Below are 14,323 nucleotides of genomic sequence, written 5' to 3'. Positions count from 1 at the left end.
CCCTCCCTGTCTCTAAATGCCTCTTCCGCCGTCTACGTTAAGAGCGGCACCAGTGACCATATCCGCTTGATCCGATAATAGGAAAATGATTGATGATGCAATGTTTTCAGGAGTTAAAAGTTTTCCTAAAGGGACACTATTCTTAAACGTTTCATCCTTTGCTTTCTCAATATCTACACCTTCACCGGCAAACTTATCGAGCATAGTCGTATCACACGGACCCGGATGAACCGTGTTTACTCGAACGTTATTCTCGGCCAATTCGATGGCTAGTGCTCTTGAGAAGCTTTCGGCTCCGCCTTTTGATGCTACGTACGCTTGCAGGCCGGGACGCGGACGTACCGCAGAGATGGAAGCGACATTGACGATCGAACCGCTTTGCTTCGCTTTCATAAATTTAGCCGCTTCTCTACACGTTAAAAATAACAGCTTCATATTAATATCCATTAAGTTCTCCCACGTTTCCAGGGAGACATTTTCAATCGGCTCCGCCTGCTGTGCGATACCTGTGGCATTGACAAGACCATCAATTTTGCCGTAACGATCATTCGTTTCCTGAAACACTCTTTGGACAAAATCTTCATCAAGTAAGTCGCCTTCATAAATGGATAGTTGCTGATGCTGAATGCTGTCTAGTTGATCACGATTTAAGTCACAGCCAACGACTTGTGCTCCTTCATTCAGTAATTGATGAACGACCGCAAGTCCCATGCCTCCGTTTGCCCCTGTGACGATAATCGTTTTTTGTTTAACGTCCATTATTCCACCTCCTGAAATGCGGCAGCCACTCGGTCTCGAATAGCCTGTCCGACTTCTTTCGTCGAGTAGCTGCCTCCAAGATCGGGCGTTACCACTTGACCACGCACCGTGCTTTCTATTGCTGAAAAGATGAAGTTCGAATGCTTCGTGTACCCTAAATGATCAAATAAAAGGGCCAGTGACCAAATTTGCGCCACCGGATTCGCAATGCCTTTTCCGGCGATATCCGGGGCTGAACCATGAACAGGTTCAAACATAGACGGATAGCTGCCTTCTGGATTAATGTTTGCTGAAGGAAAAACACCAAGCCCGCCAACAACAGCTGAACCTAAGTCTGATAGAATGTCACCAAATAAATTAGAGGCGACAACAACACCGAATTCTTCTGGCTGCTGTACCATTGAAGCAGCCAGCGCATCAATGTAAACTGAATCAAAAGCAATATCAGAATAGTCGTGTGAAACGTTCGTCATACTGCGGTCCCATAGCTCCATCGTATGGATAATCGCATTTGATTTCGTCGCACTCGTGACCGATGTGTAGTTATTTTCCCGGGCAAAATCAAACGCATAGCGGCCGACTTTTTCACAGCCTTCCCGCGTCATGACTGTATTTTGAACGGCCACTTCTTGATGAGTGTTTTTATAAAGGTGCCCGCCCATGTTTGAATATTCTCCTTCCGCATTTTCACGTATAATGACGAAATCGATATCTTTCTTCCTCTGAAGTGGGGATTGTATGCCATCGAGCTGCTTTGCTGGTCGATAGTTAATGTACTGTTGAAATTCTTTCCGGATCGGCATGATGAGTTCCCAGATTGTGACATCGTCAGGAACCCGGGCGTCTCCAATCGCACCAAACAAGATAGCATCAAACGTCTTCAATTGATCCAGGCTGTCTTCCGGCATCATCTGCCCATGCTGTAAATAATATTCAGAGCCCCAGTCAAAAACTTCCCATTCTAAAGGTAAGGAATCATGCTTAACGATCTCCTCTAACAGAACAAGGGCTTCGCTGACTACTTCCGGACCAATTCCATCGCCGGGAATAACGGCAATTTTATGCATTACTTTTCGCCCTCTTCATTTAAAAAGTCTAAGCATGCTTGTCGGTAGATTTGAGTCGTAACAGCTAATTCGTCCACTTCTACGTATTCATTGATTTGGTGAGGAATGTCACGATCTCCCGCTCCTATGGTTACGATCGGTACACCTGCGATATGAAGGAAGGTGCCGTCGGTCGCTCCTGGGACGCCGTTATACACTGGATCTTTTTGCGTGACTTGTTTAACCGCTTTTGCTACAGCCTTTACAATCGCTTCTTCACGATCCGTCTCAGTCCATGGACGGTCTTCAATTACGTTAAAATCAGCTTTAAAGTTTTCGTCGTCCTTTGCTAATTTTGCAAAAATATCTCTGATTTCTCGTTTGAGTTCCTCATGGTCTTGACCCGGCACTGAACGAATATCAAGTGTAGTCATGCATAGATCAGGAATGACATTAATTTGGGCATCCCCTTTCACAGGCGCTCGTAATATTGTCGGCGTTATACTAGGCCAGCCCAAAGTTGGGTGTTTTCCTAAGCGTTCCTGCTCTTTCATTTCGAGCTTTTCCAGCTCTACAATTACTCTCGCCATCCGCAAATTAGGATTAATACCGCTCCATGAAATCGCACCATGCGCCATTTTTCCATAAGTAAAGAGTTCAATCCTCATAGCCCCGCGCTGGCTGATGCATACCTGGTTTTCTTCAGGTTCGCATATGATTGCGCCATCAACACCTTCCGCCCAGCCATTTTTTATAAAATGCTTAATGCCAATCATCATGCCTTCCTCGTCACACGGAATGCATAAAATGATTTTGCCATTGAACGATTCTTTGTCCTGTAAAATAGAATTAACAGCGGTAATCATACAGGCTAAGTTTCCTTTCGTGTCATTAGTGCCTCTACCATACATGACGCCGTCAACGATTTCCGCGTCAAAAGGGCCGTATTTCCACGCACAGTGATCGCCTTCTGTGACAACGTCCGTATGTCCTTCAAGCAGTAGCGTCTTCCCCGGCTTTCCAGAGTCGATGATGCCAATGACATTCGGACGTCCTGGTTCGACTTCTTCAATATATACTTCGATGCCTTTTTCTTTTAAATAATCAGCCACAAAGTGAGCGGCTTTCTCTTCATTCCCGCCTTCCTCGCCCGGACGGTACACGCTGGGGATTCTAACAAGCTGCTGTGTTAATGAAATAACTGCCTCCCGATCTCTTAATTGCCTTTCATTTATTTGGGTTTTCATTTACATGCTCCCTTCCAGATTTTGCTGTTCACTATACTCGTTAAACGCGAGATTTTTCGTTGCGAGACTAACCGCTATATAAGCAATTAAGGATAGAACTACTGGAAAAACAACACTGTGCAAGCCAAATAACGACGTGTAGAAGACATCGATAATAATGTAAGAGCCAATACCTACGACCATTGAAGAAATGGCACCATATTTATTGCCCGTTTTCCAATAAAGCCCCAGAACTACTGGCCAAATAAACGTTGCTTCTAAGCCGCCAAACGCGAACAGGTTAAGCCAAATTAATAAATCCGGCGGGTTAAGGGCCATGAGAAATACGAGAATGCCGAGAACGGCCGTAACGCTAAAGCTCATTCGCTTAATCCTCTGATAGGAAGCATCAGGCTTAACATAATTGACGTAAATATCCTTGACAACAGAAGAGCTGACGAGAAGAAGCAAAGAATCAACGGTCGACATAATCGCGGCCATCGGTGCAGCGAGCACAATGCCGGCCACCCACGGCGGGAGAACTTCAAGCGCGATCAGCGGCATCACCGTATCTCCCACTTCAATACCTGGAAGACTCGGGCGGGCAAACACACCGATTAAATGCATGTTCAACATAATAAAACCGACGACAAGCGTCCCAATGATGAGGGCACGGTGCATCGCGCGTGAACTTTTATATGACATGGCACGCACCGTAACTTGTGGAAGCCCTACAACAGCGACACCTACTAAAATCCAAAATGATGAAACATAGGATGGTGTTAAACTCTCCTCTGCTCCAAAAGGGGTAATGAGGGAGGGATTTTCAGCTGTTAAGTCAGCCATAATATTTGTAATACCGCCGCCAGCAATGATCGTAGCGATAAGTAAAATTAAAGTTCCTCCCACCATGACAACGCCTTGAATCATATCAGTTAAAGCAACAGCCTTAAATCCGCCGATAACGACATAGATGAGAACGGATAAGGCAAAGATGAAAAGAGCTGATGTGTAATTGAGTCCAGTGAGTGATTCAATTAAACGGGCACCGCCGACCCATTGTGCGGCCATAGCAGAAAACAAGAAGATAATAATACTAAAAGCCGCAATTAAGACGACCCACTTGCTTTGATAACGCCCTTTCAAATAATCCGTAAGCGTGACAGCATTGTACCGTCTCGCCATAATCGCAAACTTTTTCCCTAGAATCATAAGTACAAAATATCCGGACGCCACTTGCGCCATCGCAAGAAGTACCCAGCCAAAGCCTTCATTATAAGCAACACCAGGCCCGCCTATAAAACTGCTCGCACTTCCGTATGTAGCGATCATCGTCATGGCTAAAATAAATCCTCCAAGCTGACGGCCGCCAAGATAATAATCCTGCATAAAGTCATCCTTGGATTTAGTTAGTGAGCGGCTCGCCAGAAAACCAACACCAAAAATGAGTACGAGAAAAGCAACTAAAGGAATGATAACGGCCATATTCATGAGCGGTCACCTTCCCCTTCATCATCCAGCGGTACTTCTACAAAAAAGACTTTTACAACAAACGTGACAAGTGCAGCGATCAATACAAAACCGCCGATGCAGCTGTAAAAAAACCACGAAGGCAGCCCGAGGATGTAAGTGTATTCTTCAGGCGGACGGCTGCCGAGGCCATAGGCAAAAGCAAACCACCAAACGAAGTTGATGACAGCCAGTCCAACGCCAATTAAAGCTTCGCGATTGGCAATTTTAAAACGATAATCTTCTTGGGGAGGCACTTTGGTCCAACTCCTTTACGATTTATTTGTGTGCTCGTTTTTTAAAGGTTTCTATGAACTCTGCTAGAATTCCTGCTATTTTCGGAACATTCAAAATTAATTGTATAATTAATTCTCTACTTATTCATTAGACAAATCATTACTTCTTTCTATTGTAAACTAGACACATTGTAAAAAAAGGATAAAGTTGAATTGGACGTTGTGGTGAGGGTACCATGGTGAGGGTACCAGGTACACAAGGTGGATAATTGTGTACCTGGTACCGAAAGTTGAACGGTGTGTACCTGGTACCAAAATAGGTGCAAAAATTCATTTTTTATTGTACTTGGTACAGGTAAATTCGCCAGGGGGAGTGTTTGTTTTCAAATGTTTGTTCGTGATGGAGATTGATTTGTTCGTGATTTTCTATAGGCAGGGCAGATAAGACATACTCCCCTCCTAGTTCCTTTAAAGCTTCGGTATTAAGAGATAGTTCTTCGATCGAGCGGTCGCTCGTCTTTTTGAACAAATAGTGTTTTCCGAGCTCACTGGAATATGTGTAAGCTCTGCCTCCCCATGTATCAAAGTAATTTTCTAATGAAGGACTCTTTTCTAATTCATCAGCAATCACTTCACGGAATTGATGTTTATACTCAAGAGGATACGTATTGTTGTACGTGTCCAACGTATAAAACCCATTATACTGCGTGACCGCCGGGTGCATCGCCACACTAATGACTCGGTATGAGGATGGATCCTCGCCGATATACTCTTTGATTTCATCAAATAATTCTGTCGAGTAAAACTCGTTAAACGTCGGAGTGTGGACCTCACTATATTTATTTTCTTCATTCAACTGAAAAACGTTCCAACACTGAGCGATGAGAAGAGCCGCGCCGATCAGCCAGCCAGCTTTCACTTGCTTTACTACAATACCTAATGCCATGGCAAAGCATATGTACCATATCATCGGATCAAAAAAATGAATACGAGCAAAGTTAAAGGTATTGAGTAAGTTTAAACTGTCTTTGAGCGGCCGAAATCCTTCCCAATACCAAAGGGCATACCACATGGAAAGAATAGGTGTCGCGGCAAAAAGTAAAACCAGCCGTGTGGGATAGCCGCAGCGGACAATGGCAATAAATACACCAAAAATAATGACAGGCAATACAATAGATGTGTGGACCGCCATGTCATGTGTGTGGCCATTAAGAAAATTATGTACAAATAGATCAAGTGTACCTTGAAGACCTTTGTGTCCGAGTTCATTTTCTTCTCGATGCGATGTGAAAGTGGAATCGATAAACATCGTGTAGAGCAGCATATAATTTTTCAATAGATAAATAGCTGTCATACCTGTGATGGCGATAAAAAAAGGCATGTTCAATTTCTTCTTCCAAACCCATTCAACGAGCCAGAGTGCACCCATTAGTGCGAGGAAGAAGATAAACGTTAATATAAAATTAGACAGAAACGGGATCAATCCTACCGGAACCCATACGTACCACGGCGTTTTTTTTCCCTGGTTCCGGATTGTAAGAAACAAATAAAAAGCCAGAGGTAATCCCGCAATCGTTAACACACCTGACGGCCAGAAGGGCAGCATAGCAAAGGCTAAGGAACAGCCTGACGTCAGCCATGATCCTTTAAAATCACGAATAACGAAACGGCTTAATAAAAGATACATACCCAAAAAAGCTACGAAGCGCATAATCGTTTGACTGATCGTATAGGCGGTAAAAGGCTCAAACCACACGTACAACCATGTTACAGCATCGAAAGGAGAAGGAAGAGCACTTCGCGGAAGTCCGTTTATGACGTTTGGAATTGTTGCTCCCGGTCCTGCAAAGAGTTGGCCGGTTTCCGCAAGCAGTTTGTACCATACGATGTTCGAATCTAAGTTATCGTGCACACGAATATGAGTATCTCCACCTAAAGTAAAATAAGGAAATAGATACATCAATAAAACTACGCACGCTAATATATTCCATTTATACTTGATAAAAAAGCTGAATTTGCTTAACGACATGATGGACATCCTCTTCTAACATTCCATAATATAACGGCAGTCTTACTACTCGTTCACTATCTCTTGTGGTATAGCGGTCTTCGCCTGTAAATACACCATACCTCTCCCCTGCGTAAGAGGAGTGTAACGGTACGTAGTGAGGCACAGCCATAACAGCATTCTTTTTTAAATAATCAATGAGTTCAGTACGCTCATTTTGATCGCGACTTTTCAAATAAAACATGTGGGCGTTATGCCCCGCTTCACCGGGAATGTGAGGGCCTTCAACAGCATCTAAAGCTATCACATGCTCTAGCTCCCTCGCATACATATTCCAAGTTTTTTTACGATCTTCATTAATTTGATCAATATATTGCAGCTGCTTGTAAAGATAAGCTGTATTGAGTTCACTGATCACATAAGAAGATCCTATATCACGCCACGAATATTTATCAACCATTCCACGGGAGAATTGAGCTCGATTGGTTCCTTTTTCCTGAATCATTTCAGCTCGTTCGATCAAAGGAGCATGGTTAATAATCAAAGCTCCCCCCTCCCCGCACGAGTAATTTTTCGTTTCATGGAAGCTGAACGCACCTAAGTGGCCTATGGAACCTAAAGGCTTTCCTTTATAAGTACTCGTTAGCGCCTGAGCCGCATCTTCAATCACCCATAAGTCATGCTCATCCGCCAGCTTTATAATTTCTTCCATCTCGCAGGCAACCCCAGCATAATGAACGACTACAATGGCTTTCGTACGTTCGGTTATCGCTTTTTGGATTTGCTCGGGATCAATGTTGAGCGTTTTTTCATCAATATCAACAAAACGAATCGCTGCGCCCCTTAATGCAAAGGCATTAGCAGTGGATACGAATGTGTAAGAGGGCATAATGATTTCATCATCAGGCCCTGCTTCTGTTAAAAGCGCAGCCATTTCAAGTGCAGCGGTGCAGGAGGGAGTCATAAATGCTCGTTCGCAACCCAGCTGATCTTCCAGCCATCGCGCACATTTTTCACCAAATGGCCCGTTTCCAGACAGCTTACCGCAGGCAATCGCTTCCTGCATATATTCTTCTTCTCCTCCAACCACACATGGCTGGTTAAATGGAATCAATTGGATCACCTCATTACAATAATTCCTATCACAATGAACGAGACTCCCATCACTTTTTTCATCGAAATCGGTTCACCAAACATTACAACCGACAGAAGAAAAACAAGTACGAAAGAGAGGCTCATAAAAGGATAAGCGTAGCTTATATCAAATTTTGTCATCGCGGCCATCCAAAAAATAGACGCCACGAATGCAGATAAGAAACCTGATAAAATAAAAGGATTTAACAGCAGCTGCAGGAGAAATATGAATTTATCTTTCCACAGCTCCGGCAGACCACCATATTGGTCAATTTTCCATTTTAAAATTAATTGGCCATAAACCGTAAAGAAAATGGTGCCAAAAATATATGCATATCCCATAAGTCACCTGCCTCATAATCGACGATTTAATTTGTGGTAGATGTCTTTCGCGCTTTCTAATCGGAATCCTAATGTGTGAAATAAATTCAAGGAAGCCACATTAGCTGCTGATATAGACGTGCGGAGTTCAGACAACCCTGATTCTTTCATATGTTTATCACATGCTTTACTTGTGAATGACTTCGCCAGCCCTTTATGACGATAATTCTTACTCATGCCGAGCAGAAGTACATTCTCTTTTTCAAAACCGTAAAACCCCGCAATTTCTTCATTACATTTCAGCGCATAAATCTGCTTTTTATCGATTAAGTCACTCACCCAGTTCATGTACCTTTTGTCTGCCTGCTCATTTGGAATATTAAAATCCCGGTGGAACCGTCCATGAGCAAACGTCTCTTCAGCGATCGTCAAGATACTTGCCCGATCAAAATCGGTTGAAATCGTGGTACCTTCTTGATCAAACATGTTTAAGTTTCCCTGCCTGCAGACCGGTTCGATTAATGTATCGACGTAATAAAACCCATGCTCCAGCAGCGGTTTCGGGTTATCAAAAGGATCAATTTTAATCGTGTAATGACCTTCTCGTTCATCCGTTTGCTTGAGGGCATCTTCTTCCAGGCTCATTACTTCAAACGTATCGATATGAAAATTCCTTACATCCCACGGGGTCGGCCGTAAATAGTGTAACGTCATAAGATCACCTCCGCTTCCTTCCATTAATCTGTTCACGAATTAGATAAAGCGGTCTTCCTTTGGCCTCATCAAACACTTTCCCTATATAGAGACCTAGAATTCCAAAATTAAAAAACATCAATCCGGCTATGAAATACATGCTGACCATCACGCTTGTCCATCCTTGCACGTGCTGATCCATAAAAAAGTAACGGATAAATAAATACAATCCATAAATGAACGAACCAAGTGAAATAAAAAAACCGAATTGAATCGATAACCTCAACGGTTTGTTCGACTGAGCTATAATCGTATCTGTGGCTAATGTAATCAGCTTCTTTAAGCTGTACGAAGAGCTTCCATCGCCTCTTCCATTATGCTCAACTGGAATGCTCGCCGTCTTGTAGCCCATCCACTGAAGAAAAAGAGGATAAAGTCGATTTTGCTCTTTCATCTGCCTGAACCCCTCAATTACTTTTTTTTCGGCAATACTGAAATTAGCTACCGTATGATCCGAGGAATGCCCCGTGAAATAATCATATGTCCGGTAAAATAATTTGGAAGAGAGACGTTTCTTTAATTGATCTTTACGCTGAACTCTTTTGCCGAAAACGACTTCGTAACCTTCCTGTGCTTTTTGAAAAAGGGTAGCGATTTCTTCTGGACGATCTTGTAAATCACAGTCCATGACTACGATCCAATCGCCGGATGTCTGGTCTAAACCTGCCGTAATGGCGTAATGCTGTCCAAAATTACGGGCAAGATCAATTCCCCTTACTCGTTCATCTTCCTCACCCAGTTGAATGATCGTCTCCCAGGCATGATCGGGGCTTGCATCATTGACTAAAATAATTTCATAATCAGCTGGAATGCTTGTAATTGTCTTCCTCAATCGTTCGCATAACTCGTGTAAGCAGGAGCGGCAGCCATAAACAGGGACTACAACAGAAATTAACGGCTGAGTGGTGTCCATTGCTCAACGTACCATTCCACAGTTTCTTGTAACCCTTGCTCCATTTCAATGATTGGCTGCCAGCCCAGCGTTCCTCTTAATTTCGTATCGTCCACTGCATACCTGCGGTCGTGCCCGAGTCGATCTTTCGTAAAGGTAATTAATTCTTTAAAACTAGCTAGACTCCCTTTATAAGCAGGATAAGTGTGATCAAGTATCTCACAGATTTCCACAGCTAAATCGATATTTTTCATTTCGTTCCCGCCTCCGACATTATAACTCTCCATTGATTTTCCGTGATGAAAGATGAGATCCAGCGCGCGGCAGTGATCCTCCACGTAAAGCCATTCTCTTATATTTTTACCATCTCCATAAATAGGGATCGGACGATGGTTGAGCGCATTAGAAATAATTGTCGGAATCAATTTTTCAACATGCTGGTTAGGACCGTAGTTGTTGGAACTGCTTGACAGCACTACGTTCATCCCATATGTATAGCCAAAACTTTTCACAAGTAAATTAGCCCCTGCTTTAGAAGCGCTGTAGGGATTTCGAGGATCGTATGGCGTATGTTCATTAAATTTCCCTTCATCATCCAATGACCCGTAGACTTCATCCGTAGAAATCTGGTGGAAGCGAGCCGTTTTAAGTTCGCCGCGTCTTTCCCATTCCCGCTTCGCTGCCTGCAGAAGGATCATCGTCCCTTTTACATTTGTATCAATAAAAGAGCTTGCATCCTCAATTGAACGGTCAACGTGAGATTCGGCTGCAAAATGAATGATCCCTTGTATCGGAAAATCCTCAAAAATACTCTGAACGAGCTTTTCATCCGTGATATCTCCGTGAATAAAGTGATAGTTTTCGTGATTTTCTACTTCTTTTAGCTTTGAAGTCGACCCAGCATACGTAAGCTTGTCGACGTTTATGAGCGGCGCATTCGGATACGTATCCAAGTAATACTTAATGAAATTGGAACCGATAAATCCTGCCCCGCCCGTCACAAGAAGGTATGGCTTTGAATGATTCATGGCTTCGTCCCCTCTAACATCGGATGGCTGTCAAATTCATCCCAATATTGTTCAATATGCTTACGATTAGCAATATCAATCAAGTATTGACCGTAATCTGTTTTTTCCATAAATTTCCCGATCTGCATTAATTCCTGCTTGTCGATGTGACCCATATAATAGGCGATTTCCTCAATACAGGCGAGTTTGAACCCTTGTCTTTGCTGAATATTTTTGACAAACTCAGAGGCCTCAAATAATGAATCGTGGGTGCCGGCGTCCATCCAGGCAAAGCCTCGACCGAGCAGCTGAACATCAAGCTGTTTTCTCTCTAAATATTCTTTGTTTAGATCGGTGATCTCTAATTCTCCGCGTTCTGATGGAGAGAGATGCTTAGCAATGCCGACAGCATGGTGATCGTAAATATAGAGACCCGTTACTGCAAAATCTGATTTAGGGTCCTCGGGCTTCTCTTCTAAGGAAACCACTTTTTTACGTTCATCAAATTCAACGACCCCAAAACGCTCTGGATCTTTGACACGATAGCCAAAAACGGTAGCGTGTTCGTGCTGTTGAATCGCTTTCCGGAGAAGCGTTGTGAAACCCTGCCCATAAAATATATTGTCGCCAAGGATGAGCGTCACATCGTCTTCACCAATAAAGTCCTCCCCAATCACTAAAGCTTCAGGAATGCCATTTGGATCTTCTTGAGATTGATAGGTAATCGAGATGCCTAAGGATTCCCCGTTCCCTAAAAGACTTTCGAATCGGTTTACATCTTCAGGCGTAGTAATAATTAAAATCTCTTCAATGTTAGCAAGCATTAATACAGATAAAGGGTAATAAATCATCGGCTTGTCATACACCGCAAGCAAGTGTTTATTTACACTTAATGTGCTTGGGGACAACCTTGTTCCACTTCCACCTGCAAGAATAATTCCTTTCACTCTGATCACCTCAATCCATAAAATTGGTGTTACTCCCCCTATTACCTTTTTTTAGTACTTTAACTCTTACATTTCTATTACATTTTCGGTACCAGGTACAGGAGGAGAAAAAAGGTGTACCTGGTACCGAGATAAAAAAGAATAAAAGTACTGCTTATGAACTGCATTCTTTTTATGAAATGAGCTCTTATCCTTCTTGAGATCAACTGTATTTCTTCACTACGATTTCTTTAAAGAAGTAAGAATACTAGAGTTCTAGCCGCTACTCCCGAGAGCCAGCTTGGCATTCCTTCGTCTTGCATCTCCACCGATAAAGTATTGGTGATGTCACCTTTAGAGTCAGCAGCACTATTTAACATTTCCATTACAAATTGGTAGCCAAAGTACTTCTCGAACGTACGTTTAGAATCTGAAGTAATTGGCAGCTTGCTCGAATATTCTTCAATGGAGAGATTCCAGGTGTATACACCCGTGTTTTGCAACTTGTGTATCATTTGCTTAGCTGCATAAGCAGCTTCTTTCGTTTCCGGCTCATGGGGTTGGTGGCTCGTTTGCTCGTCGTAAGAGGGTTTGCTTGATAACTGTTCATCTAATCCCGTAACAATATCAAACTCTAAAATCATGTTTTCATGCAGTTCATTTTCTAATAGTTTCACTTCATGATTTTGTTCACTTAATGAATCAATAGATGGAGAATTTTCAGAAGCTTGAACACTTCCCATTACAGGTAAAAAAGCCATAATCACCGTGCTGAGTGCAATTAAATGAATATAGTTCTTTTTCAAATTCATTCTCTCCCTTCTAGTAGATGCGATCAAAATATCATAGAAAGCGAAAAATGAACATGAAAATAGACAAAGTTGAACAAAATTTACCATCTGATTTTCTAAGTTCTTTACCTAATCTGTAGAAAAGATGAACTTTTTTCCCACAAAAAAACCTGCCGTTTAAAAGGCAGGCACAATCATCTAAATTTATACTTTCTCTATGAAAGTTGATCGTTTTGACAATCTTCACAAGTTCGCGGGTACATAGGCGGTGAGTCAGAAAACGACTGGTGACAATTCTTACAAATTGTCCCTTCCATAATATCCACTGTGTTTCCCGCTTGGCGCTGCTCTGCAAGAAGTAAGTTTTCCATAATGATATACGCCCCCTCACCCAATTATATTTTTTCTTATCTAAGCAAAAAAACAATAGGAACGGTTAACATTCACCTGTATTTTATCATATTTTTCACCGTTTGAAATATAATTGTAAGAATTTTGACATAATTATTATGCAAGAAAACTAACTACTTTATACCTATGACTTAAAAATATTAACCACTGTCCGATACAAGATCTCCACTCCATCTATTAATGCTGCATCATTGAAGGTCATGTGGGAATGGTGTAGACCTGGCTTTAAATTACACCCAAGTCCGATCATTGTAGCTTTTAAAGAAGGTCTTTTTCTAGTGTAATAATGAAAATCGTCTCCTCCCGGCGTGACGATTGAAGAATGTACACTTTCTTCACCAAGCGTTTCCTTAATTCCTTTTTTCATGAGTTCGATTGCTTCTTCATTTGTTTTAGCAGCTGCTGCACCCTTGATCTCATTTATTTTTATATCAATATCATATAAATTTTCCAACGCTTTAAATAGGCTGCAAATTTTTTCTTCCATTTCATCCATCAGTTTATTGCTCTGCGCTCGAAGGTCTAAAGAAAATGAGGCGCTGCCGGGAATAATATTCGAACTCTTCCCGCCTGCATGAAAATTTGTCATTTTTACCGAGTGGGGGACCTTAGGATCTAAATGGATCTTACTCAAGTGGTTAATTATTTGTGATCCTACCTCGATCGCATTGTGATTGAGGTGTGGTCGTGCTCCATGAGCGTCCTCGCCTTTAATCTCAGCGTTATACATTTTCACGGCTCCATGTACAATTACAGGGGATGCCTCGCCCATGGCAAGCTCCTGAGCTGGTCTTAGATGAATACCAAATAGATAATCGAGGTCATCGACAACTCCCTTCTCGACCATTTTTAACGCTCCAGCACATACTTCTTCTGCAGGTTGAAAAATAAACTTAATCGCCACTTTATCCTTTAGCTCAGGGGTCTGTTCAAGCTTCCATAACAGACCTAAAACCATCGACATGTGAGCATCGTGTCCGCAAGAATGGTTGGCTTTAAACACTCCATTCACTTCCTGCCACAAAGCATCCAGGTCCGCCCGGACGCCAACGATAGGCAGGTCACTGTTAAAATTACCATATTCCCCGATTACGCCGGTACAATCATTAAAAGTAGTCACCTTACATCCGCTTTCCTCTAGCAATCTCTTAATATATTGAGTGGTCTCATGCTCCTCCCAGCTGATTTCCGGATGTTCATGGAGATAACGAAAAGTGGCAAGAACCCTTTCTTCAATCCCATTTTTCAAATTTCCACCCTCTTTCGGTACCAGGTACAGCATTTTCACCATTGCGTACCTGGTA

General features: G+C 42.5%; 15 protein-coding genes. All 15 read right to left on the bottom strand.

Annotation, left to right across the window (positions count from 1 at the left end):
- Positions 1 to 12: 12 nt before the first annotated feature.
- Complete coding sequence (locus ACGTNH_RS05540; protein WP_394585603.1) at positions 13 to 759, bottom strand: SDR family NAD(P)-dependent oxidoreductase; 747 nt, start codon at positions 757 to 759, stop codon at positions 13 to 15.
- Positions 759 to 1,826, bottom strand: coding sequence for a tartrate dehydrogenase (locus ACGTNH_RS05535; RefSeq protein ID WP_394585602.1), 1,068 nt, complete (start codon positions 1,824 to 1,826; stop codon positions 759 to 761). The genes ACGTNH_RS05540 and ACGTNH_RS05535 overlap by 1 nt, the downstream gene beginning before the upstream one ends.
- Positions 1,826 to 3,052 carry a M20 family metallopeptidase gene (locus ACGTNH_RS05530; RefSeq protein ID WP_394585601.1) on the bottom strand — a complete coding sequence of 409 codons (1,227 nt, stop codon included), beginning with the start codon at positions 3,050 to 3,052 and terminating at the stop codon, positions 1,826 to 1,828. Before ACGTNH_RS05530 ends, ACGTNH_RS05535 begins: the two co-directional genes overlap by 1 nt.
- On the bottom strand, positions 3,053 to 4,522 hold the full coding sequence (gene panF / locus ACGTNH_RS05525; protein WP_394585600.1) for a sodium/pantothenate symporter: 1,470 nt from the start codon (positions 4,520 to 4,522) through the stop codon (positions 3,053 to 3,055).
- Positions 4,519 to 4,797 carry a YhdT family protein gene (locus tag ACGTNH_RS05520; protein ID WP_394585599.1) on the bottom strand — a complete coding sequence of 93 codons (279 nt, stop codon included), beginning with the start codon at positions 4,795 to 4,797 and terminating at the stop codon, positions 4,519 to 4,521. The genes panF and ACGTNH_RS05520 overlap by 4 nt, the downstream gene beginning before the upstream one ends.
- Before the next feature lie 316 nt (positions 4,798 to 5,113).
- Entirely contained in the window at positions 5,114 to 6,805 is a 1,692-nt protein-coding gene (locus ACGTNH_RS05515; RefSeq protein ID WP_394585598.1) for a DUF6044 family protein, read from the bottom strand.
- The gene (rffA, locus tag ACGTNH_RS05510; RefSeq protein ID WP_394585597.1) at positions 6,768 to 7,907 is read right to left on the bottom strand and encodes a dTDP-4-amino-4,6-dideoxygalactose transaminase; all 1,140 of its coding nucleotides are present in this window, start codon (positions 7,905 to 7,907) and stop codon (positions 6,768 to 6,770) included. Before rffA ends, ACGTNH_RS05515 begins: the two co-directional genes overlap by 38 nt.
- A complete protein-coding gene (locus ACGTNH_RS05505) occupies positions 7,904 to 8,260 on the bottom strand; it encodes an EamA family transporter (RefSeq protein WP_394585596.1) in 357 nt (118 codons plus the stop codon). Before ACGTNH_RS05505 ends, rffA begins: the two co-directional genes overlap by 4 nt.
- A gap of 12 nt (positions 8,261 to 8,272) precedes the next feature.
- On the bottom strand, positions 8,273 to 8,953 hold the full coding sequence (locus tag ACGTNH_RS05500) for a GNAT family N-acetyltransferase (RefSeq protein WP_394585595.1): 681 nt from the start codon (positions 8,951 to 8,953) through the stop codon (positions 8,273 to 8,275).
- Positions 8,954 to 8,957: 4 nt separating this feature from the next.
- Complete coding sequence (locus ACGTNH_RS05495) at positions 8,958 to 9,905, bottom strand: glycosyltransferase family 2 protein (RefSeq protein WP_394585594.1); 948 nt, start codon at positions 9,903 to 9,905, stop codon at positions 8,958 to 8,960.
- A complete protein-coding gene (gene rfbB, locus ACGTNH_RS05490) occupies positions 9,884 to 10,912 on the bottom strand; it encodes a dTDP-glucose 4,6-dehydratase (protein ID WP_394585593.1) in 1,029 nt (342 codons plus the stop codon). Before rfbB ends, ACGTNH_RS05495 begins: the two co-directional genes overlap by 22 nt.
- Positions 10,909 to 11,838: a glucose-1-phosphate thymidylyltransferase RfbA gene (gene rfbA, locus ACGTNH_RS05485; protein ID WP_394585592.1), complete on the bottom strand. Its 930-nt coding sequence runs from the start codon at positions 11,836 to 11,838 to the stop codon at positions 10,909 to 10,911. Before rfbA ends, rfbB begins: the two co-directional genes overlap by 4 nt.
- 230 nt (positions 11,839 to 12,068) lie before the next feature.
- A complete protein-coding gene (locus tag ACGTNH_RS05480) occupies positions 12,069 to 12,623 on the bottom strand; it encodes a hypothetical protein (RefSeq protein ID WP_394585591.1) in 555 nt (184 codons plus the stop codon).
- 200 nt (positions 12,624 to 12,823) lie between these two features.
- Positions 12,824 to 12,979 carry a hypothetical protein gene (locus ACGTNH_RS05475; protein WP_394585590.1) on the bottom strand — a complete coding sequence of 52 codons (156 nt, stop codon included), beginning with the start codon at positions 12,977 to 12,979 and terminating at the stop codon, positions 12,824 to 12,826.
- Between the two features lie 164 nt (positions 12,980 to 13,143).
- Positions 13,144 to 14,301, bottom strand: coding sequence for a M20 peptidase aminoacylase family protein (locus ACGTNH_RS05470; protein ID WP_394586140.1), 1,158 nt, complete (start codon positions 14,299 to 14,301; stop codon positions 13,144 to 13,146).
- Positions 14,302 to 14,323: the final 22 nt, after the last annotated feature.

Origin of the sequence: Halobacillus sp. B23F22_1 (assembly GCF_043497005.1) — a bacterium.
Taxonomy (GTDB): domain Bacteria; phylum Bacillota; class Bacilli; order Bacillales; family Halobacillaceae; genus Halobacillus_A.
The sequence above is the reverse complement of the archived record's forward strand: the minus strand, read 5'-3'. Positions and strand labels throughout refer to the sequence as shown.

Bases quoted from the DNA above. Each gene is read 5' to 3' on its own strand.
- rfbB (WP_394585593.1), bottom strand. From the start codon at position 10,912: ATGAATCATTCAAAGCCATACCTTCTTGTGACGGGCGGGGCAGGATTT.
- ACGTNH_RS05475 (WP_394585590.1), bottom strand. From the start codon at position 12,979: ATGGAAAACTTACTTCTTGCAGAGCAGCGCCAAGCGGGAAACACAGTG.
- ACGTNH_RS05540 (WP_394585603.1), bottom strand. From the start codon at position 759: ATGGACGTTAAACAAAAAACGATTATCGTCACAGGGGCAAACGGAGGC.
- ACGTNH_RS05505 (WP_394585596.1), bottom strand. From the start codon at position 8,260: ATGGGATATGCATATATTTTTGGCACCATTTTCTTTACGGTTTATGGC.
- ACGTNH_RS05470 (WP_394586140.1), bottom strand. From the start codon at position 14,301: ATGCTGTACCTGGTACCGAAAGAGGGTGGAAATTTGAAAAATGGGATT.
- ACGTNH_RS05495 (WP_394585594.1), bottom strand. From the start codon at position 9,905: ATGGACACCACTCAGCCGTTAATTTCTGTTGTAGTCCCTGTTTATGGC.
- ACGTNH_RS05535 (WP_394585602.1), bottom strand. From the start codon at position 1,826: ATGCATAAAATTGCCGTTATTCCCGGCGATGGAATTGGTCCGGAAGTA.
- ACGTNH_RS05530 (WP_394585601.1), bottom strand. From the start codon at position 3,052: ATGAAAACCCAAATAAATGAAAGGCAATTAAGAGATCGGGAGGCAGTT.
- ACGTNH_RS05500 (WP_394585595.1), bottom strand. From the start codon at position 8,953: ATGACGTTACACTATTTACGGCCGACCCCGTGGGATGTAAGGAATTTT.
- panF (WP_394585600.1), bottom strand. From the start codon at position 4,522: ATGAATATGGCCGTTATCATTCCTTTAGTTGCTTTTCTCGTACTCATT.
- ACGTNH_RS05515 (WP_394585598.1), bottom strand. From the start codon at position 6,805: ATGTCGTTAAGCAAATTCAGCTTTTTTATCAAGTATAAATGGAATATA.